Source organism: Larkinella terrae (assembly GCF_009668025.1).
Lineage (GTDB): Bacteria > Bacteroidota > Bacteroidia > Cytophagales > Spirosomataceae > Larkinella > Larkinella terrae.
Genome location: NZ_WJXZ01000018.1, coordinates 71,395 through 95,572 on the forward strand (window position 1 = coordinate 71,395; position 24,178 = coordinate 95,572).

At 48.7% G+C, this 24,178-nt stretch carries 22 protein-coding genes and 1 tRNA gene; 11 read left to right on the forward strand and 12 right to left on the reverse strand.

Going from position 1 to position 24,178, the window contains the following annotated elements:
• Positions 1-61: 61 nt before the first annotated feature.
• The 5 genes from GJJ30_RS31045 to GJJ30_RS31065 all read right to left on the reverse strand — a co-directional run bounded on the left by GJJ30_RS31045 (position 62) and on the right by GJJ30_RS31065 (position 4,403).
• Positions 62-538 carry a response regulator gene (locus tag GJJ30_RS31045; RefSeq protein WP_154179132.1) on the reverse strand — a complete coding sequence of 159 codons (477 nt, stop codon included), beginning with the start codon at positions 536-538 and terminating at the stop codon, positions 62-64.
• A gap of 147 nt (positions 539-685) precedes the next feature.
• Entirely contained in the window at positions 686-1,090 is a 405-nt protein-coding gene (locus GJJ30_RS31050) for a response regulator (RefSeq protein WP_154179133.1), read from the reverse strand.
• 98 nt (positions 1,091-1,188) lie between these two features.
• Complete coding sequence (locus GJJ30_RS31055; protein WP_154179134.1) at positions 1,189-2,187, reverse strand: sensor histidine kinase; 999 nt, start codon at positions 2,185-2,187, stop codon at positions 1,189-1,191.
• A gap of 329 nt (positions 2,188-2,516) precedes the next feature.
• A complete protein-coding gene (locus GJJ30_RS31060) occupies positions 2,517-3,386 on the reverse strand; it encodes a DUF4595 domain-containing protein (RefSeq protein WP_170299314.1) in 870 nt (289 codons plus the stop codon).
• 600 nt (positions 3,387-3,986) lie between these two features.
• A complete protein-coding gene (locus tag GJJ30_RS31065) occupies positions 3,987-4,403 on the reverse strand; it encodes a thioesterase family protein (RefSeq protein WP_154179136.1) in 417 nt (138 codons plus the stop codon).
• Positions 4,404-4,853: 450 nt separating this feature from the next.
• On the opposite strand from GJJ30_RS31065, the gene GJJ30_RS31070 reads away from it, so the two are divergent.
• A complete protein-coding gene (locus tag GJJ30_RS31070; RefSeq protein ID WP_154179137.1) occupies positions 4,854-5,084 on the forward strand; it encodes a YcgL domain-containing protein in 231 nt (76 codons plus the stop codon).
• A gap of 39 nt (positions 5,085-5,123) precedes the next feature.
• On the forward strand, positions 5,124-5,393 hold the full coding sequence (locus GJJ30_RS31075; protein WP_154179138.1) for a DNA/RNA non-specific endonuclease: 270 nt from the start codon (positions 5,124-5,126) through the stop codon (positions 5,391-5,393).
• A gap of 193 nt (positions 5,394-5,586) precedes the next feature.
• Here the strand turns inward: GJJ30_RS31075 and GJJ30_RS31080 are convergent, their stop codons facing one another.
• Positions 5,587-5,808, reverse strand: a complete 222-nt coding sequence (locus tag GJJ30_RS31080; protein ID WP_154179139.1) for a Kazal-type serine protease inhibitor domain-containing protein — start codon at positions 5,806-5,808, stop codon at positions 5,587-5,589.
• Between the two features lie 375 nt (positions 5,809-6,183).
• On the opposite strand from GJJ30_RS31080, the gene GJJ30_RS31085 reads away from it, so the two are divergent.
• Entirely contained in the window at positions 6,184-6,579 is a 396-nt protein-coding gene (locus GJJ30_RS31085) for a hypothetical protein (protein WP_154179140.1), read from the forward strand.
• An 876-nt stretch (positions 6,580-7,455) separates the two neighbouring features.
• Here the strand turns inward: GJJ30_RS31085 and GJJ30_RS31090 are convergent.
• Entirely contained in the window at positions 7,456-8,529 is a 1,074-nt protein-coding gene (locus tag GJJ30_RS31090) for a putative Ig domain-containing protein (RefSeq protein WP_170299315.1), read from the reverse strand.
• Positions 8,451-10,547, reverse strand: coding sequence for a choice-of-anchor Q domain-containing protein (locus GJJ30_RS32125; protein ID WP_170299316.1), 2,097 nt, complete (start codon positions 10,545-10,547; stop codon positions 8,451-8,453). The genes GJJ30_RS31090 and GJJ30_RS32125 overlap by 79 nt, the downstream gene beginning before the upstream one ends.
• A 455-nt stretch (positions 10,548-11,002) precedes the next feature.
• Between GJJ30_RS32125 and GJJ30_RS31095 the strand changes: the two genes are divergently transcribed.
• A complete protein-coding gene (locus GJJ30_RS31095) occupies positions 11,003-11,374 on the forward strand; it encodes a hypothetical protein (RefSeq protein WP_154179142.1) in 372 nt (123 codons plus the stop codon).
• 102 nt (positions 11,375-11,476) lie between these two features.
• On the opposite strand, the gene GJJ30_RS32235 is transcribed toward GJJ30_RS31095, so the two are convergent.
• Positions 11,477-11,653: a cupin domain-containing protein gene (locus GJJ30_RS32235; protein ID WP_205880636.1), complete on the reverse strand. Its 177-nt coding sequence runs from the start codon at positions 11,651-11,653 to the stop codon at positions 11,477-11,479.
• Between the two features lie 565 nt (positions 11,654-12,218).
• Positions 12,219-12,292, reverse strand: a tRNA-Ile gene (locus GJJ30_RS31100).
• 159 nt (positions 12,293-12,451) lie between these two features.
• Here GJJ30_RS31100 and GJJ30_RS31105 point away from each other — a divergent pair.
• From GJJ30_RS31105 to GJJ30_RS31135, 7 genes are all read left to right on the forward strand, one after another.
• A complete protein-coding gene (locus GJJ30_RS31105) occupies positions 12,452-13,720 on the forward strand; it encodes an HD domain-containing protein (RefSeq protein WP_154179143.1) in 1,269 nt (422 codons plus the stop codon).
• Positions 13,721-13,794: 74 nt separating this feature from the next.
• Positions 13,795-14,826, forward strand: coding sequence for a UDP-3-O-(3-hydroxymyristoyl)glucosamine N-acyltransferase (gene lpxD, locus GJJ30_RS31110; protein WP_154179144.1), 1,032 nt, complete (start codon positions 13,795-13,797; stop codon positions 14,824-14,826).
• Between the two features lie 75 nt (positions 14,827-14,901).
• A complete protein-coding gene (locus GJJ30_RS31115; protein ID WP_154179145.1) occupies positions 14,902-16,296 on the forward strand; it encodes a bifunctional UDP-3-O-[3-hydroxymyristoyl] N-acetylglucosamine deacetylase/3-hydroxyacyl-ACP dehydratase in 1,395 nt (464 codons plus the stop codon).
• Positions 16,297-16,401: 105 nt separating this feature from the next.
• The gene (gene lpxA, locus GJJ30_RS31120) at positions 16,402-17,196 is read left to right on the forward strand and encodes an acyl-ACP--UDP-N-acetylglucosamine O-acyltransferase (protein ID WP_154179146.1); all 795 of its coding nucleotides are present in this window, start codon (positions 16,402-16,404) and stop codon (positions 17,194-17,196) included.
• A 132-nt stretch (positions 17,197-17,328) separates the two neighbouring features.
• Positions 17,329-17,943 carry an ABC transporter ATP-binding protein gene (locus GJJ30_RS31125; protein WP_154179147.1) on the forward strand — a complete coding sequence of 205 codons (615 nt, stop codon included), beginning with the start codon at positions 17,329-17,331 and terminating at the stop codon, positions 17,941-17,943.
• A 232-nt stretch (positions 17,944-18,175) separates the two neighbouring features.
• Positions 18,176-21,436: a DUF7948 domain-containing protein gene (locus GJJ30_RS31130; RefSeq protein ID WP_170299317.1), complete on the forward strand. Its 3,261-nt coding sequence runs from the start codon at positions 18,176-18,178 to the stop codon at positions 21,434-21,436.
• A gap of 213 nt (positions 21,437-21,649) precedes the next feature.
• Entirely contained in the window at positions 21,650-21,796 is a 147-nt protein-coding gene (locus tag GJJ30_RS31135; protein ID WP_154179149.1) for a hypothetical protein, read from the forward strand.
• Between the two features lie 97 nt (positions 21,797-21,893).
• On the opposite strand, the gene GJJ30_RS31140 is transcribed toward GJJ30_RS31135, so the two are convergent.
• Positions 21,894-22,709, reverse strand: coding sequence for a helix-turn-helix domain-containing protein (locus GJJ30_RS31140; RefSeq protein WP_154179150.1), 816 nt, complete (start codon positions 22,707-22,709; stop codon positions 21,894-21,896).
• An 85-nt stretch (positions 22,710-22,794) separates the two neighbouring features.
• Complete coding sequence (locus tag GJJ30_RS31145) at positions 22,795-23,823, reverse strand: SDR family oxidoreductase (RefSeq protein WP_154179151.1); 1,029 nt, start codon at positions 23,821-23,823, stop codon at positions 22,795-22,797.
• Positions 23,824-24,178: the final 355 nt, after the last annotated feature.

Sequence of the window (24,178 nt, forward strand, 5' to 3'; positions counted from 1 at the left end):
AAGATCGGAAAGCGGACGCAATCCGGTCTTGTCAATGCAAAAAGATTCCGGCACTGACCGATCAAAAATACGAACTCGAACCCGGTAGCGAAACCGTATCCAGCCAGTACTCTTTCAGGGTCTGAAAAGACTCGACCCAGGCGGGATAATTAGTGGGTTTAATTATATAGGAAGTGATGCCCCGTTCGTAGGAGTGCGTGATATCGTCTTTATCGTCCGAAGAACTCAGCAAAATAATGGGCAACTGACCGATCGGATCGTCCAGGGATCGAATCTGTTCGAGCAACTGCCATCCCACTTCCCGTTCGGGCAGGTAAAGATCCAACAGAATCAGGTAAGGCAACCGCAACCCAATCTTTTGACAGTCGGTCAGGTACTCAATGGCCTGCTGCACGTTGGGAACCCAGATCGGCTTGAAATCCGCAAAAGTGGCTTCAAGAGCGCGTTGAATGAACGCCCATTGATCTTTATTGTCTTCGATTACCAGGATAGTAGCCCCCTTCCGGTGCCCTTTACCCGCCTTTTCGCTCTGGTGCATATCCGTCGTTGACTAGGAAAGTATAGAAGAGTATAACGGATCGAACCACGAATTGTTCATTTTCTCATTTGTAGATCCCCGAATGACAAATCAGGGGTGAGATTTGTTCGATTTCCCAAAAACGGGTTACCCGGCTGACCGGCTTTTTCATTTCATTCTTCTTCCTAATCCAAAGGCGCAGATTCGCTGCATGAAATCCTGCCAGTCGGCATAAACCATTGGCTTGGTACAGCACTCCTGAATAGCCAGTTCGCCGGCCTGCTTTTCCCAGGCCGGATTCAGTTCCGCGCTTATCCAGAGAATGCTCACCGGATGAAAAATGGGGATGTTTTGCAGGTATTTGGTCAGCTCGTAGCCATTCATACCCGGTAGATTATAATCGATGAGCAGCAACTGGGGGAGGAGGAACGGGGCGCTTAAAACCGCTAACACCTCGTTTGCATTCGGAAACGTACGCAGATCACACAACGAATTTCCGGACCGTAAGGCTTGCTCCATCAGCCAGAGGTCATCTTCATCATCATCGACAATCCAAAGGAGAGGTGTGGTCATAGAATAGGAACCCGGGGCCAGCACCAGTGGCGCCGGAAAACTGTTTAGCGTTTGCTCTATAAAGTGAGAAAACGGCCCAGTATGCCTATATGTTTATTTTATGATTGAACCTTAGGAAAAGGAACGTCAGACCGGCTGGAGAAAACCGGTATTTGTACAGCCGGGTTTGAATACCGGAGCGGGAATGTTACTATAAACCGGGTGCCGGCCCCATTCGGTTCTTCTACGGAAAGTTGCGCATCTAGTAGGGTGCATAACTGCCTGACAATGAGTAGTCCGATTCCCTCGCCTGAGCCCCGGTGACTTCCGCCGGGCAGGCCGGGACCCGTATCGGTAATGGTCAGATACCACTCCTGCCGGTCTATTCCGCTTTCCCAACCCAGCGTAATGCCCCCAAGTTTGGTATGCTTGATCGCATTGAGCAGCAGGTTTTGCGCAATCCGGTACAGCTTAACATAATCGCTTTCGATCAACAACGAATCGACGCCTTGTTTTTGCACCCACAGACACTTCTCGTCGGCCAGGGGCCGGATACTCTCTATCAGACCGCCCAGCAGATCGGCGACATCGAAGGTGGTCAACTGCCGACGCTCTTCCCCCGCTTCCAGCCGGGTTACGTCCAGCAGTTGGTTGATCAGCTGGTTGGCCTGGCCGAGATTGCGCCGAAGCATATCCAGCATTTGCTGGCGTTTGGCATCCGTCTGGGATTGGGCCAGCAGGCTGGTGGCACTGAGAATGATACCGAAATTGCTCTTCAAATCGTGGGCGCTTTGGCGAAGTAATCCACTGCGCTGCTGGAGCTGTCGGCGTAGTTGCTCGATCTCCTCCGGCGGGGTCGGATCAGCTACCGGCTCCTGATGCCGGGCGTTCTGATCGGTCAGGAGCGGATTGGATTCTTTAAGCTTCGCCAGCAGTTGGTCGATTCGGGCCTCGGCTTCCAGAATTTGCTCCCGGTTAAACCGGTTTTGATGCTGAAGATGGGTTAATTTTTGGGTAATCCGGTGCGCTGCCGAGTGGACCAATTTCAGGCTACGGGTGATCTGATCATGCACCGACGGAAGCGGGGAGGGCACGGTTTCAAATCGCTGGTTAGTCATGTTGATGAACAAGTTATCTGGAGGATAAACGAAAAAGAGTAGGAGGCAGTTTGCATCTGGCAGCGAAAAGTAAAGTGATTTGGTGCTGCGGCTCAAAATCTTTCTGGCTCCCGGGTGCGGGAAGCGCTGGTCGACTTTTCCCGGCTGGAAGAAATCATTCGTCCCAGGCCAGGGAATCGAGCACAATAATTCTATCGGGTGAAGGCACGCAGAGGATTGTACGGCTATCGGCTTAAAAACCGGTCCTGCCGCAACAGCGTCGTTTAAGTAAACTTATCAACGGAGTCATCCGAACTTTGGGCTGACTCCGTTGATAGGACTAACCAGCCTTATGGCAGAATGGCGTACGTAGAAAGGATTTTATGACCATTACCGCCGTAGGATACATCCATATCCAACACAAACCCATCCCGATTGAAGCTATTATACTTCACGGTTTTATTGGAAACGATCGGAGCCTTTCCCTGCGGTGAGAAGGAGGTATGAACGGTGGACCGAAGCAGGTGCTTGTTAAGCTTCCCAAATATGGGCAGGAAGTCAGCGTAACAAGCTAACGAATAGTGATGATTGAGCGGGTATTGATCAACCTTACGGGGTTGGCTGGCAGATGTATAGGCAAAAACCTCCTCACCAATTTTAAAGTTGGTTGTATTAAAACTCTCAATCCGGATCAGGTCCCCATAGGCATCATAAGTAAACTCCCGGCGGCTGGGAAAAACCGATCCACCCGGATCCGATTTCAGGTTGATCCGGACTAGTTGGTTGGCATTGTTGTACTGATATTCGCACGAATGCAGCCAGACCCCGTTCTTATCCAACAAAAAACCGTAATAATCAGAATGATAGCATTGCCCCTTGGCATTCAACAGGAAAGTTTCCTGCACCATTTTTCCTTCAGGACTATGTTGGGTAGCCGTAATCCAGTTGGGAGCATATTGGAATTCGAGGTAGTAGCCGCTCGGTACGTCTTTTTCCTGGACCCGCCAGATTCGTCCGTCCGGATAATAGGTTAAATTAGACTTATCAAAGGAAGTTAACTGGTAACTGGTCTTTCCTAAGAAAGCGGATGAAGTGTTCTGGAGACTGGAAGCATTTGAAGTGGGTTCAATTGTCTGGCCTGGAGCCATCTGTAACTTTTCACACGAGAAAAAGCACAGTACGCTTAGCGTCAACGTCAGGACGCCAACTTTGTTGGTCATGTTCATTTTAATTTGTTGTATATATGAATAAGTGATCACTATTGATCGCTGCAAAAGTAGCGGCCGGAGTCATCGCCTGTAGAGCCGGAGTCAACAACAGGTGGATTTGAGTGAATACCTGACGGAAAAGAGAGTAAAACGGGAAAATGACGCCCGCCGAAGTAGAATGTAAACCAAGACCGAATTTTCTCCGGGCTGAGGCTACTGATCGATCCCACCGATCAGGACAAAAACCGCTCGCTTGGTGGACTTAATTAGAAGTCAATCAAAGTCTTCATTGACACATTTTCATTTGAAGGTTAAAATAGTTGACCCCGCTCGACATAGGAGATGGCAATCAGGCTTAAAGCTAAAAGAAACGCACATACTGATAGGACAATAGCTGACTTTTTCAGCAAAGAATATTCTTTCATGATTTCGACCGTTTCGTTTCCTTGCGAAGATACGATCAGTCTAAATCAGTTGAAGCTGATTACGTTTTTTTAACATTTTCAGAATTCTCATCTAGTCATCCTCCGAATGAAATAAGCCAACTATCGTTCCCAGGGAAGTAGCACAATGCCTTTGGTGTAAACTTACAATGTTGCCTGGTTGCTTAACTTAACTCTGTTTCTTTTTTACGCGCTCTAGAAATTTCTCATAATTGATAATAAATCGTTCGTGAAATCCTTCACTAATGAGCTCCTTCTCGTCACGACAGAGCACTTTGAACCGTAATTTCCGTCCGATTATTTCTATCAGTTCCACCTCAGCAATGACAACCATTCCAACCGGTGTGGCCGCACAGTGACTAATGTCAATATAGGTTCCAACGGTTCTTTCATCACTAGTCAAATACGGGCGAAGTGCCTCGATACAGGTCCATTCGACAAATCCGACTAGAAAGGCAGTTGCGAATACCTCAGGCATATTTTCAAATCCAGAAAAAGCACTGGAAACAGATGGAACTGTTAGTGAGGGGTTAACCGTGATACTTTGCTGGAAATGAATCCCAGTTTCTATACCCTTTATAGCCATGAGTATATGCAGAAAAAGTAGTTGATAATCGAATAAAGAAAGTTTCCTAATAGCATTTTTTCCCAGGACTTCATTTAGCTACTCCAAACGTGGTTATTAAATAGTAAATTGAAAAAAAAATGTAGGCAAATAGGTGAATTTGCTCATCGATTGGTTAATTATTGGCAATAATACGTTTGGGGTCTAAGCACCAAATCTGGTGAATTTGTGCAATAAGCCGACCGGTAAGCAAACCTGGTAAGCGTAAAAACAAAAAGACGCAGATCATCAACCCGCGAATTTCTAACCAGTTGGTATATTCTATTGCTTACATGTCTTTTGCATGACGCTCTTCAGACTATTACTCACCCCAAGCAATAAAAACACTGCTGGTTATTAGTCCACTGCATCGAATTAATCTACCTATTTCATCCGCAGGGAGTTAATAGGAAAATCAAACCCCGACTGGCCATGATCACCCATATCTACCGATCCACCAATCATCCTACCTGGTATCTGGTCCTACCGGAAGACCGGGAAGATGATTTTTCATCTGTTCCTGCCGAGGTAGGAACTCAGTTAGGTACATTGCAGAAAATAGTGTCATCCGAAGAGGGGCCAGGTTCGTTGGGTATTGACCTGCTTCAGGTACGGGATGACTTTGAAATTCAAAACTACCATGTCGCCAAACCAAAAGAATAAACCAGCGTAGGAATAGGGTAATTTTCGTTCTTTGCTGGTATGAATCGAAAGGTGATTGTCGCGTTACCGGTAGGCAGTGAAGATCTCATCCGGATCACCGCTCAAACGCGGGTTATTGGGGACTGGATATCCAACCCAAATGCAGCCAGTGAGCAGTCCTGGAGTAATTACCGGGTCAGTGTCGATGATATCGAGAGCAAAACCGGTTATGACCTGCTGGCCAACGTATCGGATGCGGTTGAGTCGGTGATTGAGAAGCAGACGGATAAGGTGACGGTGCAGGCGGTGGATTTGTACCTGGATTTATAACGGGTTTTACAGAATGGCTGTTTGCTTTTTTCCACAAGCCCCGGTTCTCTAACTCGTAAACTGCGTTTGTTTCCGCACGTTGATTTTTGGAATGAGTTTCTAAATTAATTTAAGCAACATTTTGATAATCAATACGCTATCAAGAAGTCTGTTTGGCTGAAATTCAATCACTCGTTTGATGGACGGGTCTGCGTTACTTCTCCTGACATTCACCTGCTGAATAGGATAGAATTCCATGTGCTTTAGCCTCGCAATCGTTACTATAAGTTTTTCCGTTGCAGCCGCAAACAGGAGAATAGACTGTATAACAACCAGACTCATCTCGGGGCTTCTCAATGCAATTTGAGCTAGGATCCATTTTCTCCTCACAACCAATGAAAACAGCCAGAAATAGAAAGGATAAAATCAGGCGCATAATCTAGATGGATTTTTAAGTAGGATTCGAATAAATGCAAAAGCGTTGGCTCTTCCAGTAAATAATCTGCTGTAAAAATATAGTCCCAAAAATGAAGACTGATGTTGTGATTCATTTATCCCATGTGCAATGGGTAATCGCTTCGATAATTGGTGGATTGCTTATGGCCTTCCTACTCGGCTTGCTGATTTATGGTTTATTAAAATTTTTGACCAGTAAAATAACCGTCCAATATCAGGCTGACAATCAATCTTATTCCCCTTTGTTAACCTATTTTAGTAGCATACGTTGAAATCGCGTAGTTATACGCTAAGGCCAATTGTTCAATATTAATAGATTTAACCTTCCTAAAATGACTAATCACTAGTTTACCTTATGAAACGATTCTTTGCCATTACGCTTCTACTAGGGGCTAGCCTAACGGCTACTGCCCAAGTAAAAAACCAGTTAACCAATTCCGCTTGGCAAGGGTCTGTCGAGACGAGCAAAGTGGTGGAGGTTGTGCTTCAGTATGGAGCAGACACGATGAGGATGTATACCGTAGCGGATAAGCAGTTGCTGGAAACGATGACTTATATGATGAAAGGCGATTCACTGATCTGGCAAAAAGTAAGTGGGACTAGTCCCTGCGACACCCAAGCGATTGGGATCTATCAAGTAGTAATCAAAAATGAGGAGATGCTATTGAAACTGCTCAAAGATGATTGTCGATTGCGATCAGGTTCCTTACTGCCCAAGCCGTTCAAGAAAATAGCTTACAGTAGTAAGTAGGAGCTACCTCTGAGGGGAAATGACTATTACCGGATGCGAGTAAAGCGATGACTAGTTATAGAGGTGGTAGATGAATTTTACGTGAAGCTTGGTTACTACCAGGATTGACACAACCATTAATCTTAGTTTAGTCATTTTCATAATCTGAGCTATAAAACATTTATGGAAAGAGTGCAAATTCCCTCTCAACTGCTCATTAGTATTTAGTTCAGAAAACGTCCTGTTAATAGCGCTTGATTTTGGAAAAGATTTGGACGAAAAGCCAGAATAAGCTTAGAGTTAAAGGTAAAAGAACCAGCACATTAGCGGTAATAAATTTGGCCACTAAAGCGACTATAATTGCTACGGCCATTATGCTGAAGATATACTTAGCCCAAGAAAGTTTTGACATATGATAGCTTTTCCCACAATGTAATTTGATAACTCAAGTAAAACAACCGTCCGATTCACATCTTATTAACCACTCGTTTTCTGGACAAGGCAATCAATAATGAAATGGCCCCTCATCTCTGGATGTCTGGGCTTTTTACAGCTTTATTTATTTTAATAAAGATTCCCAGATTCAAAGCCAAAAATTTTCGTTTGGCATCGTGTCGATTCAGAGCGTCCACATATATTGACCAGACCTCCTCACTTTTCAGGTAGGTGATTTTGTACTTCTTTGTCAGCACAGCTTTTATTAAGAGATTGGTTTATCATCTGTTTGATGATCAATTTCGGTGGCGGTTTAATCAGGTGTTAAAAAACCAGCGATAGTACAAAATGGGAATGTAATTTAAGAATTCACTATTTTCGGACATTTGGATCACTGACACTTCTGGCCAAATCACCCCAACCCAATCGAATGTCAGGCTGAGGTGATTTATGCCAGGTACCCTATTGTTTCAACACCTTCAACGTAACACCTTTCAACCCACTATTGACCCTTAGTACCAATATGCCAGAGGGTTGCCCCTGAACCGAAAAACGATGCTGCTCGATGACCTGAGCCGCTTCAATTTGCCGTTGACCTATCAACCGCCCACTGGCATCAGTGAGTTGTAACTTCAGCGTTTTCCCCTCCGCTCCCCGGACTTCTATCGTCACTTGGTCCGAAACCGGATTACCCAAAACCGTTACCTGAAGCTGAGAGCTTGTTTCGGCCGAAAGACGGGTCGGCGAGTTACAGGTAAGCACTTTAGGGCCTCCTTTCAACTCATAAGTGCTGCCCAGCACCCGGGCCATAATTGGCCGTTGAACGCCATCTTTTAGACTCTCAGGCACGGTGAAACTATAGCCGTGAACGCCGTTACCTTTGCCTGCATCCTTCAAGTCCTGCCGGTAGAAGTTGGCCACCGTGCTGCCAAAGACTTGTTTGGTCACATTGTGGTAGAATTCCACTGTCAATGGGGTATTGGGCTTGTTGCGATCCCAGACCCACCCCCGGATCGTTCCGCATTCGACCTTATCCAGATAGCCTTCGAAATTACCGGTGACCGTCGTGGTCGAAGCCGGATTCACCAGTAAAGGAAAACTCACTGAGTTGGTCAGCACGCCATCGCTCGCCGAATAGGCCAGGGGGAAGGTGCCTGCTTCAGTGGGCGTGCCGCTGATCACCCTGGTATTTGGGTTGATCGACAGGCCCCCGGGCAAGCCACTAAGCTGGTACGTCAACAGTTGTCCTTCCGGATCTGTAAAGGCTACCAAAGTACCCGAGAAAGGCACGCCGACCTGAGCCGCCAGCGGAGCAATTAACACCGTTGGCGAGGGTGGAACGGGCGCTTTGTTGGCGGGTGAACTAGTGCCCTGGCAGATGAGCGCTTTGGGCGAATCCTTCAGAATAAAACTGCTGCCGGCAATACGGGCGGAAAGATTATGCGGTAAACCATCTTTCAGGCTTTCGGGGATACTCCAAGTGAAGGCATGCTTTCCATTGCCCTTACCAGCGGTTTGCAGATCCTGTCGGAACACATCAGCCAATACGGCTGCGACCACCTGGGGCCATCGAGGATATCGACCGTAACCGCCGTGTTGGGTTTGTTGCGGTCCCAGGCCCAGCCCCGGAAGGTGCTGCAATCGGCGCCGTTGACAAACCCATCGAAGGAACCGCTGACCAGCGAAGGAGTCACCAAAACGGTGAAAGTGGCCGTCGGGCTGGTACAGCCTTCCAACTGACAGTTTACGCTGTAAGAAAACGTACCGGTGGCCAATGTGGACACTGTAATCGATGGGTCGGAGCCGTCGTAGGAACCGCTCCAGTTCAAGAGGCCTGAACAACCGCTGGCGGTTAAGGTTACATAGGGCGTATTCTGGATCACCGTCAGGCTGCCCGGACTCCCTGCAGATGGATTACTCGCTAACGTTGGCACCGGAAACTGGTCTCTGACGGTTACCTGCGTAGAAGCCGTACTGGAGCACTGGTTGGCAGTGGTCACGGTGACAGAATAGTACATTGTTGCGACGGGAGTGACGCTGATGCTGGAGGTGGTCTTCCCGGTATCCCACAAGTAGGTCCCTTCTCCTGATGCAGTGAGCGTGACGGACGAGCCCGCGCAGACAGTGGGGGACGTGGGCGTGATGGCTACTGCTGGCAGGTCATACACGGTAAGAACAAAGGCCAAAGATGTTGTTGAACTACAGGCGTTGGAAACTACGACACTGTAACTACCGGCCTGGCTGGCTTGCACCTGGGTCAGGCTGAGCATTGCCGAGGTCTGAGCTTCTAACAGCGTCCCTTCTTTGTACCACTGGTAACTCAATGCGGTGCCAGTGGCCGAAACCGGTACGCTGACGGTGCTGCCCACACAAACTGCCGAAGCGGAAGCCGGTCCAGTTGTAATAGCCACCGGATTGGTCAGATTCCCCTGGTATTCATAGGCTCCCATGTCGATGCGACCGTTGTTGTAAAACCGGGGATTGCCTGCCAAATCAACGCTGCTACTAGTGGCGGTGGTGCTGGCCGGATCACCGGCGTCGATGAGGGGCGAGCAGGTCTGAAGCCGGAAATCACCACCAGGCGCATCAACAAACAAAGGATTGACATTGATGTTGGTAGCCGAAGCCGGTACGTCCTGGACGTTCGAATATTGTATTTCGACGCCGTCCATGATTACTATCCCCGGATCAGACGCCCCTGCGGTATTAGCCCAGATAATGCAATTGAATAAGTTGATCCCTGTCTTGAGGCCAATGATAGAGATGCCTCCTCCGGTAAAGTCAGTGCTGTTGCCGTAAAAGACACAGTTGATCAGGGCAGGATTGGTGCTCGCATCCGAATCGCCATAATGCGTCAGGCCCCCACCCTCTGATCTTGCATAGTTATGACTAAACACGCAGTTAATCAGTTGGCAGCCGGCATTGCCACGCCGATCACCATCATTAAACATGCCACTACCCCTTTCTGCATAGTTATTGCGCATGTAGCAGTTAATCAGGAGTGGCTTACTGACCTTGGCTCGACCATTATTGAAAACGCCCCCGCCCCAACCGAGAAATAAAAGGCCATTGGCATACCCCCCCTCAATAACAACCCCATCCAGGCGAGTGTCGGAGCTGACCCCGTCAAAATACACAACGTGTGTACTATTTTGCTCGTCCAGTAAATTATCATTGTCGATATCTCCCGAGAAAACGGTCGTTCCGAAGTTGCGGTTTTCGGTTCCGGTCGTGTAGCCGCCGTAGACCTGAACCCCGGAAGGAATCGAAAACGAGATAGAGAGACTGGTTCCATCGGCGTAAGTGGTGGGCTTGTAAGTACCCTGAGCAATCTTGAAGATGTCGCCACTGGTCCCAGCGGCCAGTTTGGTCCGGAGCTGACTCCCGGGGCTCGCATTGCTCCAGTCGGTACCGGAGTTGTTCCCGCTACCGGTTGGGGTTACGTAAAAGGTTGCGGCCTGGGTCGATAGGACCGAAAGCAGGAGTGCGCACAAGAAGTGCAGTTGGCTCATTCGCCCAGACATGAGCCCGCGAAAAGGTAGAATTCGTTTCATGGTAGTGAGTAAGCAAACGAGTGGAGGGGTTGTCTTCCACCGCGGCAAACGTAGGTGGAGCCGGGCAAAAAGACTGTCGTTTTTGTACCAATGATGATCGGTTTTGTAACAGGAATGAAAAAGAAAAATAATGAGAGAATCAGGCCTTTTTTTTCGAGATGATACAAAACCGATCGTCATTGGTACAAAATCGATCGTTTTCTGCTGGAGGACCTTGTAGGTTTGCATAACGAAGGAAAGCGATTTGATCCAGGGTTTAGGTCAGTTTTTAGTCGCTTCTTTCTCCTTGAGTAAACTTAACCGTCACAGACCCGGCTTGCTGAGCCGGGTTTTGTTTTATACGTGCAATTTTTAATTCGCTTGATGCGCATAGGATAAGACAGGCGGTTTCGCTAGCTAACGGATCCCATTTACAACAATCGCTTGTATAACCAGTTGGGAGGCTAAACAAAACAATGATTAAGATGACTTCCAAGCCAATTTCACCAACCCAACACGCCCTGCTTGACTATGCTCTGGTGGGAAGTCTGCTGATTCTCCCGACGGTATTGAATCTTTCCCCAACTGTAAAAAAGGTTTATACTACTGAGGCATGGGTGCTATTGGGGTATGTGGCTATAACGGATCATCCGCTGGCGGTAAAACCTCTGATTCCATTTCAAGTCCATGGGCAAATTGATCCCTTTAATGTAATGGGGTTTGCTTTACAGACATTCCTTGGGCCTTTTAGCCGAAGCAAGGGGGCTACGGCATTCAATATTGGATTTACCCTATTATCAGGCATTACTGTGGCATGGACCAACTGGAAAGGTGGCTACCAGAAGTGATCAACTGGCTACCCACCCAAAGGGCCTATATGTATGCTTCCTTGGAAGAGCACTGGATTCCGGGATACGGCGTTGTATCATTGCAGGTTAATACTCTGCCGGTTAAAGGCTCATATATCCAGTTTCGATTTGTCCATGCTCAAAGGTTATATGCACCGAGCGACCACCCTTGGGCCGGGTTAGGTGGGCGATGTTTTTAGGAATCGTAAAAAGCTGGCCGGGAATCAACTCGATGGTTTCTGTTCCCAGTTCAATGAGTAGGACGCATTCAATCGTCATATCCGAGTTGGGATGATAATGCCAGGCTTAGCTTTCGGATATAACACTGAACTTCACTACATGGTCATTAACGGATGTAAAAGGGAAATTTACGTATCTGGTGATAACCGCGCAGTCAGTTCTCCAATACCTACAACGGTATTGTAACCTTACCCAAATTGAGGTCTAAGGTCCCCCGGATTTTCAGACGGGAATGATTAGAGTTTCCGGTGCTTCTGAGGTCCTACCTTAAAACACACAGTACGATTTGCATAAAAATTGGGAATGCGTGTACCAATAAAAATATTACTTCAGATTGGACGTCGCAATTCTCAGGGTAGAATGAGTAGACACAATTTAACCAAAATAGATGTTCCTGATATCAAATTTTATAGTACAATTTGTCATCGTAAGATGGTTGTTCAGGTCGTAAAATATAATCGGGAGAAAAATATTCTATCAGACAATGTTTGGGAAGAGTCCAAATAGGATAAAATTCAGTCAAAGAGATTGACTTGTTAAAAATTGTGTATCACATAAGAAAGCCGCCCTTGTAAAAAGGCGGCTAAGTTCTTGAGTTTCAATGTGGGCCCACTTGGAATCGAACCAAGCACCTACTGATTATGAGTCAGTTGCTCTAACCGAATGAGCTATAGGCCCGAACCGGAAAACCGGCAACCCTCCCCGGTTCGGGAGAGGGTCTGCAAATATACAAAAATCGGACTCCGCTTCAAATGATAGCAACAAAAGTCAATAGAAAACCGCTGCAGCACACTTGGACATTTTGGTGTATATTTGTCGGTAAATCTGCAACAGCGCTTGGCTTCTCAGAACAAAAAAAAGATCCTCAATGACCCCGTCTACGGGTTTATTACCATTCCGAACGATCTGACATTCGATCTGGTTGAACACCCGTATTTTCAGCGACTCCGGCGAATCAAACAACTCGGACTTTCAGAACTGGTCTATCCCGGAGCGTTGCACACCCGGTTTCACCACGCGCTGGGGGCGATGCACCTGATGGGGCAGGCCATCCAGACCCTGCGCAGCAAAGGCCACCGGATTTCGGAAGCGGAATGTGATGCTGCCCAGATCGCCATTTTGCTCCACGACATTGGCCACGGCCCGTTTTCCCACGTTCTGGAGTATTCAATCCTGGAGGGGATTGCGCACGAACGGGTGTCGCTGCTGCTGATGAAGGACCTGAACCGGCAGTTCAGTGGCCGACTCTCGCTGGCGATTGAAATGTTTGAAGGAACCTACCACCGGCCGTTTTTTCACCAGCTGGTTTCCAGTCAACTGGACATGGATCGGATGGATTACCTCAACCGCGACTGCTTTTACACGGGGGTGGCCGAGGGAACCATTGGGGCCGACCGGATCATTAAAATGCTTGATCTGGTGGACGATAGCCTGGTGGTCGAAGCTAAGGGGATTTTGAGTATCGAGAATTTTCTGAGCTCCCGGCGACTGATGTACTGGCAAGTCTACCTCCACAAAACCTCGCTCTGTGCCGAATCGATGCTAGTCCAGATCATGCGTCGTGCGCGGTTTTTGCTGACCCAATCGGAGCAGGATGCGACCGAAGCGGTTTTTACGACGCCAGCCCTGCGCGTCTTTCTGTCAAAACCGGTTACAATGGAGGAGTTTGAAAATCATCCGGAATACCTGAGCGCCTTTACCCAACTGGACGACTACGACATCTGGACGAGCATCAAACTCTGGAGCCAGCATTCGGATCGGGTTCTGTCGATACTCTGCCAAATGCTGCTCGACCGGCGGCTGTTCAAAATCATGATGTCCGATCAGCCGTTTGTCGGCGAACTGGTCCGGGAAATCGAACAGCAATTGCTCGATTCCGGTATCCGGCAGGACGAATTGTCCTATTTTCTGGTGGAAGGCGTTGCAACCAATTCGGCCTATTTGCCGTCTATCGATAATATAAATATCAAGCGGAAAGACGACCGGATCATCGATATCGCCGATGCCTCCGATCTGCCCGGTATTAAAGCGCTCACCAATATGGTCCGGCGATACTATATCTGCTGGGCGAAAAACCGGGTTCAACGCCCGGTTTGGTTGGTATAGTTCAATTTGTTCTCTACCTTAGCGGCACAATTATTCGAGTAATACAACGCCCCAACGACGATTACGTCTACTCTATGGAATTTACAGTGAAGCAGATTGCTGCCCTGCTCGGCGGTACAGTTGATGGGAATGAATCTCTGAAAATCAGTCAACTGTCCAAAATTGAAGAAGGCAAGGAGGGGAGCATCTCGTTTTTAGCTAATCTGAAATACGAACCTTTTTTGTACTCAACAGCATCGTCAGCTGTCATTGTAAACAAGGATTTTCAACCCAGACAACCCGTACAGGCCACCCTGATTTTCGTGGATAACTCCTATTCTGCGTTTACAATTTTACTGGAACATGTAAACCGGCTTAAGCAGGCCGAAAAAGTAGGGGTCGAACAACCATCCTTTATTGCCGATTCGGCCCGGGCGGGCGACCGCATCTACCGGGGAGCGTTTTCGTATATTGGGGAAAATTGCGTGATTGGCGAAAATGTCAAGATTTACCCGCAAGCGTATATTGGTAATAATGTCACGATCGGGAATAATACAATTATTCACCCGGGTGTCCGAATCATCGATAATACGGTGATTGGCAGCAATTGTGTCGTGAAAGCCAATGCCGTGATTGGCAGCGAAGGATTTGGGTTTGCGCCCGAAGCCGACGGAACGTTCCGCGCCATCCCGCAGATGGGCATCGTCATTATCGAAGACAACGTCAGCATTGGCGCCAACACCACCATCGATTGCGCGACCGTGGGGTCGACCATCATTCGGAAGGGGGTTAAACTGGACAATCTGATTCAGGTAGCTCACAACGTTGAAATTGGTAAAAATACGGTTATTGCGGCCCAGACCGGTATTGCAGGCTCAACGAAAATTGGTGAAAATTGCATCATTGGCGGGCAAACCGGTATCACCGGGCATATTTCCATCTCGAACCGCACGAAAATCGGCGGCCGGACGGGAGTCATGAACTCCGTGAAGACCGAAGGACAATCGCTCAGTGGCATGCCCGCATTTGATGTGAAAAGCAGCCTGCGCTCGTCGGTGGTTTTCCAGCGGTTGCCAACACTCGAAAAACGCATCGATCAATTAGAAAAAAAACTAAATAATCAGTAGCTCCGCGCGAACGGTTTTTTACAAAAAAGCCGTTATCAAGGGGCAATAATAGTCTTCAGGTCAGAAGCTTACGGAATGAATACCAAACAGCAGACAATACAAAAAGCGGTATCGGTATCGGGCGTAGGATTGCACACAGGTGTTGTGGCAACCATGACGTTCCTGCCCGCACCAGCCCATCATGGTTACAAATTTCAACGCGTCGATTTGCCGGGTCAGCCGATCGTTGATGCCGACGTCGATAATGTGGTCGATCTGTCTCGCGGAACCACCCTCGAACAGAACGGCGCCCGCATTCATACGGTCGAACACGCACTCGCATCGCTGGTCGGTCTGCAACTCGATAACATTCTGATTCAGCTCGACGGCCCCGAACCGCCCATCATGGACGGCAGTTCGATCAAATTCATCGAGGCCCTGCAGGACGCGGGCATTGAAGAACAGAATGCGTACCGTAACTACTTCGAAATCAACGAGTACGTTCATTACAAAAACCCGGAGAAGGATATTGAAATTGCCGCTTTGCCACTCAACGATTACCGGCTCACCGTCATGGTGGACTATAATTCGCGGGTGATTACGAGCCAGCACGCATTTCTGAACGACATCAATATGTTTTCGTCGCAGATTGCCAATTGCCGGACGTTTGTGTTTCTGCACGAGCTGGAAATGCTCTACAAGCAGAATCTGATCAAGGGTGGAGACCTGACCAACGCCATTGTAATCGTCGACCGCGACGTCCGCGAGGGCGAGCTGGACTACCTGGCCGATCTGCTGAATAAACCGAAAGTCAGCGTCAATAAAAAAGAAGGAATTCTGAATAACCTCGACCTGCACTACCCGAACGAGATGGCCCGTCATAAGCTGCTTGATCTCGTCGGCGACCTGGCTCTGGTCGGTCGGCCAATCAAGGCGCAGATTCTGGCGGCCCGGCCTGGTCACGCGGCCAATGTGGCGTTTGCCAAAAAGATCAAGAAACTGATGCAGAAAAATGCCGCGAACACGAGCCCGGCTTATGACCCGACTCAGCCTCCGGTGTACGATTTTCACAAAATTGCGAGCCTGCTGCCGCACCGCTATCCCTTCCAGATGATTGATAAAATCATCGCGCTGGACGAAACGAGCGTGGTTGGCATAAAAAATGTAACTATGAATGAGCAATACTTCATGGGGCATTTTCCGGGAAATCCGGTAATGCCGGGCGTATTGCAGTTGGAGTCGATGGCCCAAACCGGCGGCATTCTGGTGCTGAGCACCGTTCCCGATCCGGAAAACTACTGGCCTTACCTGATCGGAATCGAAAACTGTCGCTTCCGGCGCAACGTTGTTCCGGGCGATACGGTTATTTTCCGCTGTGAATTTATCTCGCCCATGAAGCGGGGGATCGTCAAAATGTCCGGCCGGGGATATGTCGCCGGGCAGCTTGTCTGTGAGGCCGAAATGATCGCCAGTCTTGTTAAGAAAAAATAGGTTTAAGGTTTAAAGGATAAAGTTTAAGGCAACATTTGGCCGGGTTTCAGCGTCAATCCTTAAACAGTAAACCTTAAACATTAAACATTAAACCACGAACGTTTAATGATTCAACCACTTGCATACATCCACCCTGATTCAAAAATAGCTCAAAACGTTGTTATTGAGCCATTTGCAATCATCCACAAGGATGTCGAAATCGGAGAAGGAACCTGGATTGGCTCCCACGCCGTCATCAATGAAGGAGCGCGCATCGGTAAAAACTGCCGCATTTATCCGGGGGTTGTCATTTCCGCCATTCCGCAGGACCTGAAATTCAAAGGAGAATATACGCTGACCTTTGTGGGCGACAACACCACCATCCGCGAGTACGCAACGGTGAGCCGGGGAACGGAAGAACACCGCCGGACTGAGATCGGCAGCGACTGCCTGATCATGGCGTATGCCCACGTGGCCCACGACTGCCGGATTGGCAACCACTGCCTGATTGGCAATACCGTTCAGATGGCGGGCCATGTTCACCTCGGCGACTGGGCCATTATCAGCGCCTTTAGTGCGGTGCATCAGTTTGCCAAAATTGGCGTCCACGCCTTTATTTCGGGCGGATCGCTGGTTCGGAAAGACGTTCCGCCGTTTTCCAAGGCCGCCCGCGAACCGATTACGTACGCCGGTATCAACTCCGTGGGCCTCCGGCGCCGGGGCTATACCAACGAGCAGATCAATCAGATTCAGGAAATTTACCGCTATATCTACCTACGCGGTTTGAACAACGCCGAAGCGCTCACCCGCATCGACCTCGAACTGCCGCCTTCCGACGAACGCGACGAAATCGTTAACTTCATCCGCAACTCCGAACGCGGAATCATGAAGGGACCATCCGGCCGGGAAGTGGGGGAATGAAATAAGGTTGAATAACGAATATTGACGGGGCCGCCCGCGCGATACTGAATATCGAATAACGAAAGCCGGTTTTGGGTAAACTTCATTATTCGCTATTCAATATTCGCTATTCGTTATTTTTGTTTAAAACGTATGCAAATTACCACCGAACGACTTGGCAAGCGCTTTCGGCGCGAGTGGATTTTCCGGAACGTTGACCTGACGATGCGGGCTGGGAACAGCTACACGTTTGTGGGACCCAACGGAAGTGGAAAATCAACTTTGCTGCAAACAATCGCCGGTGTTTTGCCCGCTTCGGAGGGAGTTATCCGGTATTCGGTTCAGGAAAAACCGGTCGAAATCGACGACTGGTTTCGGCATCTGGTGGTGGCCGCTCCCTACCTGGAACTCATCGAAGAACTGACCCTGCTGGAATTGCTAACCTTTCACCAATCGTTCAAGCCTTTCAAAAACCAGCTAACTCCCGACCAGCTTTGTGAGTTGATGTTCCTGAGCCACGCCCGGAATAAGGAAATCAAAGCATTTTCGTCGGGAATGAAACAACGGGTAAAACTCGGGCTGGCTTTTTACTCCGAAGCGTCCATTGTCATTCTGGACGAACCTACTTCCAACCTTGATAAACGGGGCATTGCGTGGTACCGCGAGGGCGTTCGCCTGCTCTCCAACCAACTTCTGCTGATCGGTTCCAATCAACCAGACGAGTACAATTTTTCTCCGAATGTCATCGACATCAGCCGCTGGAAATAGCTAGAGGTAATCTGACACCAAAAACCGCTCAATAGTAACATATAGTTGCAACTCTTCCCGCCGTTATTGAGTCATGGTGAGAAGAAAGAGGTTAGACAAGAGAATAGAGATTAATTCTGTGTCAATTGAGAGGAAAATCTTTCCTCTCTTGTCTCACATCTTTCCTCTAAAATACCTATTTTAGAAATCGTTTTGACGTCGTCGGTCTATGTGGAGAACGTTTACTGTTTCTTTGATTTGGTTCATTTCCGGTTTGTCTTTTACGGTTTCCGCCGGGTCACCCGGCGGGGTGGATGTGCCAGGCAATGCCGTGCGGTTTGTGCAGAACAAGGGGCAATGGGCTTCGGAGGTACTGTTCCGGGCCGAATTACCGGGCGGTTTTTTATTCCTGAAAAAACAGTCGCTTCACTACGTTTTTTACGACGCCGAAGCACTGGATCGAATCCACTCCGGTACAGGTAATCCGACATCGGCTGTGTCCCGAATGGCCTCTCCTTCGTCCCAGACCGAACCGATGGTTCGTGCCCACGGCGTAGATGTTCAGCTCCAGAATAGCCTTTCTACGGCGCAGATTGAAAGCAAAAACCTCGTTTCCGAGCATCTGAATTACTTTTTAGGCAACGATCCCAATCACTGGGCCAGCGCCGTACCGGCTTTCGGAGAGGTGATTTATCACGAAATCTATCCGGGGATCGATCTTCGGCTATTTGCCTATTACCAGACATTGAAATATGAGTTTCTAGTAAAACCGGGTGCCGATCCGTCGGTGATTCGGCTGAACTACGATGGCGCGACGGCGGTTCGTTCGGAGAATGGACAGTTGATTGTTGAAACCAGTCTGTTGCCGTTCCGGGAGGAAAAACCGTATTCGTTTACTGAAAAAAACAACAAAACCACCGAAGTTCTGGCGGAGTGGGTGCTGGATGGCAAAACCGCTTCGTTTCGTTTTCCGGCTCGATACGATACCCAGCAACCGCTTACAATCGACCCAACGTTGATTTTTTCTTCCTATTCGGGCTCGGTCAGCGACAACTGGGGGCATACGGCTACCTACGACAATGAGGGAAATCTGTATACGGCCGGAACTGTGTACGGAAATAATTTTACACCGGCAACCGGCTCGTTTCAAACCAGTTACGGGGCCGAAATGGATGTCGCCATTTTGAAGTTCAGCCCGGATGGGAAACGGGTTCTGTATGCCGCCTACCTGGGTGGGTCAACCGGCGAAACTCCTCACAGTCTGATCGTTAACAGTAAAAACGAGCTGCTGATCTACGGTGTAACCTCTTCGGTTAATTTCCCGACTACCTCGGCGGCTTTTAGCCGGAAATTTGCGGGCGGCAAGCCTTTCATTCCCCTCGGGAACAGTCCACCCGAACAGGGCAGCATTTACGGAACCATCTATTTTCGGAATGGGACGGATTTGTTCATTGCCACGATTGCTCCTGACGGTAAAGCCTTGAAAAGCAGCACCTACGTGGGTGGTTCGGACAATGACGGGCTGAATGATGTGGTGCAATTCCTGAAAATCTACAATTATGGCGATGATTTGCGCGGTGAAATTATGGTCGATAAAAACGACAATGTATACGTCGCGACGCTGTCGTTTTCTGCCGATTTTCCGGTGACCGCCAATGCGCCCCAGCCCAAATTGAATGGCCCGGCCGATGCGGTTTTTCTGCAGCTAAATCCGGAGTTAAGTCAGTTGCGTTGGAGTACCTTTTTTGGCGGAAGTGGTTACGATGTAGCCTATGCCCTTCGCATTGGCGCGTCGGGTTCCATGTACGCGGTTGGTACCACGCAAAGCGCCAATTTGCCGGGCACTGCCGGGGCCTATAAACCGCAGATTGGGGGCGTGGAAGACGGTTTTCTGGTCAAATTTACCAACAATCAACTGGAGCGCAGCACCTATCTGGGCACCACCGCCGAAGATGCGGCTTACCTGATCGACCTGGACCCACAGGAAAATCCGCACGTATTTGGCTTATCCAGAGGTCCTTACCCGGTTTCGGATGGTATTTATCAGAATGCCAAAAGTGGGCAGTTTATTCATGCCCTCGATCCGGCCCTTTCAAAAACCATCTTCTCGACGGTTATTGGTTCCGGTCGAACCGGGCCGGATATTTCGCCAACGGCTTTTCTGGTCAACGAATGCGGCAATATTTACCTGTCGGGCTGGGGCGGAACCGTGAACGTCCGGCACGGCAATGGCAACAGCAGCACGCAGGGATTACCGGTTACGACGGATGCGTTTCGAAGGACAACCGACGGCAGCAACTTTTGGATCGGTTTGCTGGAACAGGGCGCAAAATCACTCCTTTACGCCACTTTCTTCGGCAGCGATAATGCGGTTGGACGGGGTGATCACGTCGATGGCGGAACCAGTCGGTTCGATAAAAGCGGAGTCATTTACCACGCAGCCTGTGCCTGTGGCGGAACGCATTTCCCGACAACGGCGCAGGCCTGGTCGCAAACCAACAAAAGCCCCAACTGCAACAATGCCGCGTTTAAGTTCGACATCGACCGGCTGAAAGCCGCCTTCGATAGTTACCAGGGAACGCAAAAGGATGTCGTTCAGGGATGCACGCCCCTGACGCTCAACTTCATCAATACCAGCGAGGGCGGAGTTACCTACGCCTGGGATTTTGGCGGAACGGGTACCTCAACGACGCCGGGATCGGTGAATCATACGTTTGATAAACCGGGGGAATATACCGTTACGCTGACGGCCTATAACAAACTGACCTGCAAGCGGGTGGATGTGGCGCAGAAAGTGATCAAAGTGTTTCCGTCCGATTTCAGGATCAGCAAAGATACGACCATTTGCGCGGGCCAGCCGGTGCAATTGCTGGCGGGCGGGGGCAAAACGTATGAGTGGACGCCCGTGCAGGGTTTGAGCAGCGCGACAATCAATAATCCGGTTGTCAATCCGACGAAAACCACCACCTATTCCGTAAAAATTACGAACGAAAACGGGTGTTCTACGACGAAAAACGTGACCATCACCACGGACGATTCCTTCAAACCCGTTGCGGAAGTACGGCTTAGCACCGCCTGCGGTCAGCCAATGAAAGTCGAGTTAGTCAACAAAACTGCGGGCGCGACCGGTTTTCAATGGGCGATGGGCAACGGCGATACGTTGAAAACCAACGCGCCGGGAACCTACCAGTACGCCCAGTCGGGGCAATACCAAATCACCGTGATTTCGTCCAAAAACGGTTGTAACCTGGCTCTTAATCTGCCGGTTACGATTGAAAACATGAGTGAAGTTCCTAATGTGGTGACGGCTAATAATGACGGCAAAAACGATGTGTTCAATGTAGGTTTCACCGGGGCCACGCTGGAGATTTTTAACCGCTGGGGCAAGCAGGTATACCGCAGCGAAAGCTACAACAATAGTTGGGGTCGCGACGCCCCGAACGGGCTTTATTACTATCTATTGACAACCCAGGGCGGAACCAAATGCAAAGGCTGGGTGGAGGTGCTGGAATAGTCCGGTTTTTGTCGTATTTAACCCTTCTTTAAACGCTTTTACACCCTCATTTTTACGCATTTAGGATGCATTTTTGTTCTGGCTGGTCAGAAGCTCTGCCACTATTATCGACCGTGGCCAGCTCATTTAATGTAACCAAATCGGACCTTCACCCGGACGCATCGAAAAGACGAGATCAACTCCAACGAGTTTATTAGTTTGATCGCTAGTATCATGCTGCTGACCGCCCTGGCCATTGATGTCATGCTGCCCGCTTTTGAGTCGGTTCGAAAGCATTTCGGCCTGGGGTCCGAATCGACAAAAACCGTCCAGATCGTCACTTTCTTTTTCATGGGCCAGTTATTTACGCCATCTGCCTGAAACCGCCGGACTTGCCGTCTAAAAGAGATCGACTGAATTAAATCCGAAAGCTGGAATAAAACTGGAGGTTTGCGCGGGAAAAAGCTTCAAAAACGGTTCACTGAAGTTCACTACGGAATTTGGCGTTCGGGCCGGAAAGCGCGGTGGTGGTTACTCCAAATTCTTTTTTAAACGCAAAGGAGAAATGGGACAAATCCTCGAATCCCAGATCCTGGAAAATATCCGAGGGTTTTTGGCATTTTTCTTCGATCAGGAACCGGGCTTCCTGCAATCGCCGTTTCACCAGCCAGCGGTTGGGCGTTTCCTGAAAGATGGTTTTAAAATCTCTTTTGAAGGCCGACAGACTGCGCCCGGTCAAAAAGGCAAACCGCTCCAGATTGACATTGAATTTATAATTCTTTTGCATAAACGCTTCCAGGTCCACCCGGCCGGGAACGCCGTAATCAAACAAAATATCCACCAGTTCGGGGTGCAATTCCAGAAGGATAAGCAACAATTCTTCTCTTTTTAAATCCGAAAAGGTAGTGCTGATGTTTCCAAAACCGGTATAATAAGGCTCCAGCGAAAGCAAAAAACTGGTGATTAATTTGTCTTTTTTTAGTCGGATAAATGCATTCGTTGAGGTATGCTTTTTAAACGTTACAGGATGTTTCTTCTGGAAGTTTTTTAAAAACAGTTCATCGAAAAAAATGATGACTTTTTCGAACTCGTTATTCACTTTTACTTTGTTATAACGGGCCAGGCGGTTTTTACGAACGAGGCAGCTTTCACCGGCTTTAAGGATATAATGTTTATTGCCGTCGTAGCCGTTCATGATTCCTTTGGCTAGGAAGACGAAGAAATGTTCGGCAATGAACTGTTCCGGTGAAAGGGTCGGGCCGACAAAACACGATTTTATTTCCGTAATCTTCATGGCTTAGCCTGCTATTTCATATCCGCTACTTCCAGAGTCGGTTTCTTTATACCTACCAGTCCGGTTGCGCCGGTTATGGTCACTTTCATTTGATAATGCCAAATTTGATTAAGCTGATTGCCGTTGCAACAATGGCTTCTTCGGTAGAACGCGGTTTCCAACCTAATCGGGTGATGGCTTTTTGACTGCTTGCCTGTTTTATCATTCCTAAATAAGGCTTAACCGCTTTTAGTTTCGGATTGAAAATAGCCAATAAGTTAATGAGCCAATTCGGCAGTTCCCGGCGTGGAACGTCTGCGGCCTTTTCGCCCAGATTTTTCCGGAGTACTTTGGCAATATCCAAGAGCGATAAACCTTCTCCGGCGACGGCAATAAACCGTTGTCCGCTGGCCTGGGGCAGGGTCATGGCTTTTACGTGCAGGTCGGCCACATCACGCACGTCCACGTAGCCCGATATCAGCTTCGGACAGGCTTTCATTCCCCCATTCAGCATCAATTTAATATTCTGAATGGAATGCGAAAAATCGTCCGACAAAACCGGTCCCAGTACGCCGGTCGGATTGACCACGGCGAGTTCTATTCCGTCGCCTTCATTTTTGATAAAATCCCAGGCGGCTTTTTCGGAAATGGTTTTCGATTTTTGATAGGGAAAAACCGTATTATTCAAAACCGTCCAGTCTTCCTCGGTATACGGCGTCGTTTTGACGGTTCCCATCCCAATAGCGCCAAATGCTGACGTCAGTACCACGCGCTTGACACCCGCTTTTTTGGCGGCACGCATCACAAAAAGGACCCCGTTTTTGGCCGGAATGACAAAATCATCCTCTGTTTTTGCCTCCGTTTGTGGCGTTGGTGAAGCGACGTGAATGACATACTGGCAGCCTTCGACGGCTTTCTCCCAACTTGACTCATTCCGTAAATCGGCTTCCGCGAAGGATAAACCGTCCACGGACCGAACTCCGCCTTCTTTCAGCATCTGTGTGACCAAATCCGCTTTTTTCAGGGAGCGCAGCGTGGCTTTTACGTTAAAACCCTGGTTGAGCAAGGCAATAATGCAATACGAAGCGATAAATCCTGAACCTCCGGTGACCAATACGGTTTCTTTCGTTTCCATTTTCTGATTGAAATTTTGGTGCTGCAAAATTCAGTCAGAAAATGGTCGGATGGTTTGTTTAAAAGTCCAAACTCGTTTGTTGAGACGTCCAATTTTTGTTTGGCCAGAACGGGCTAATTTGGAGAACCGATTGAAGACTTTTGTTTCCACCACCTTTCGCAGAGTACCGGTTTTAGGTTCGTAAATCCAGACGGAATTGCGCCGGTGTTCAGATAGACCGCAACTTTTGGGATCAAGTTCAAAAGTTGTGGATCATCTTGGATTAAGCATATAGCTGCGTTAATCGGTAAAGGAAAAAGTCCACATTTCTTACCCCTCTGAACTGGGCCCGGAAGGCTTTGATCTTGGCATTGAA

Coding starts and splice junctions, on each gene's coding strand:
- GJJ30_RS31075 (WP_154179138.1), top strand. CDS start 5,124: ATGAATCGAAAGGTGATTGTCGCGTTACCGGTAGGCAGTGAAGATCTC.
- GJJ30_RS31135 (WP_154179149.1), top strand. CDS start 21,650: ATGCTGCTGACCGCCCTGGCCATTGATGTCATGCTGCCCGCTTTTGAG.
- lpxD (WP_154179144.1), top strand. CDS start 13,795: ATGGAATTTACAGTGAAGCAGATTGCTGCCCTGCTCGGCGGTACAGTT.
- GJJ30_RS31070 (WP_154179137.1), top strand. CDS start 4,854: ATGATCACCCATATCTACCGATCCACCAATCATCCTACCTGGTATCTG.
- GJJ30_RS32125 (WP_170299316.1), bottom strand. CDS start 10,547: ATGAAACGAATTCTACCTTTTCGCGGGCTCATGTCTGGGCGAATGAGC.
- GJJ30_RS31050 (WP_154179133.1), bottom strand. CDS start 1,090: ATGACCACACCTCTCCTTTGGATTGTCGATGATGATGAAGATGACCTC.
- GJJ30_RS31145 (WP_154179151.1), bottom strand. CDS start 23,823: ATGGAAACGAAAGAAACCGTATTGGTCACCGGAGGTTCAGGATTTATC.
- GJJ30_RS31085 (WP_154179140.1), top strand. CDS start 6,184: ATGAAACGATTCTTTGCCATTACGCTTCTACTAGGGGCTAGCCTAACG.
- GJJ30_RS31055 (WP_154179134.1), bottom strand. CDS start 2,187: ATGACTAACCAGCGATTTGAAACCGTGCCCTCCCCGCTTCCGTCGGTG.
- GJJ30_RS31080 (WP_154179139.1), bottom strand. CDS start 5,808: ATGCGCCTGATTTTATCCTTTCTATTTCTGGCTGTTTTCATTGGTTGT.
- lpxA (WP_154179146.1), top strand. CDS start 16,402: ATGATTCAACCACTTGCATACATCCACCCTGATTCAAAAATAGCTCAA.
- GJJ30_RS31125 (WP_154179147.1), top strand. CDS start 17,329: ATGCAAATTACCACCGAACGACTTGGCAAGCGCTTTCGGCGCGAGTGG.
- GJJ30_RS31045 (WP_154179132.1), bottom strand. CDS start 538: ATGCACCAGAGCGAAAAGGCGGGTAAAGGGCACCGGAAGGGGGCTACT.
- GJJ30_RS31095 (WP_154179142.1), top strand. CDS start 11,003: ATGATTAAGATGACTTCCAAGCCAATTTCACCAACCCAACACGCCCTG.
- GJJ30_RS31065 (WP_154179136.1), bottom strand. CDS start 4,403: ATGGCTATAAAGGGTATAGAAACTGGGATTCATTTCCAGCAAAGTATC.
- GJJ30_RS31060 (WP_170299314.1), bottom strand. CDS start 3,386: ATGACCAACAAAGTTGGCGTCCTGACGTTGACGCTAAGCGTACTGTGC.
- GJJ30_RS31115 (WP_154179145.1), top strand. CDS start 14,902: ATGAATACCAAACAGCAGACAATACAAAAAGCGGTATCGGTATCGGGC.
- GJJ30_RS32235 (WP_205880636.1), bottom strand. CDS start 11,653: ATGACGATTGAATGCGTCCTACTCATTGAACTGGGAACAGAAACCATC.
- GJJ30_RS31140 (WP_154179150.1), bottom strand. CDS start 22,709: ATGAAGATTACGGAAATAAAATCGTGTTTTGTCGGCCCGACCCTTTCA.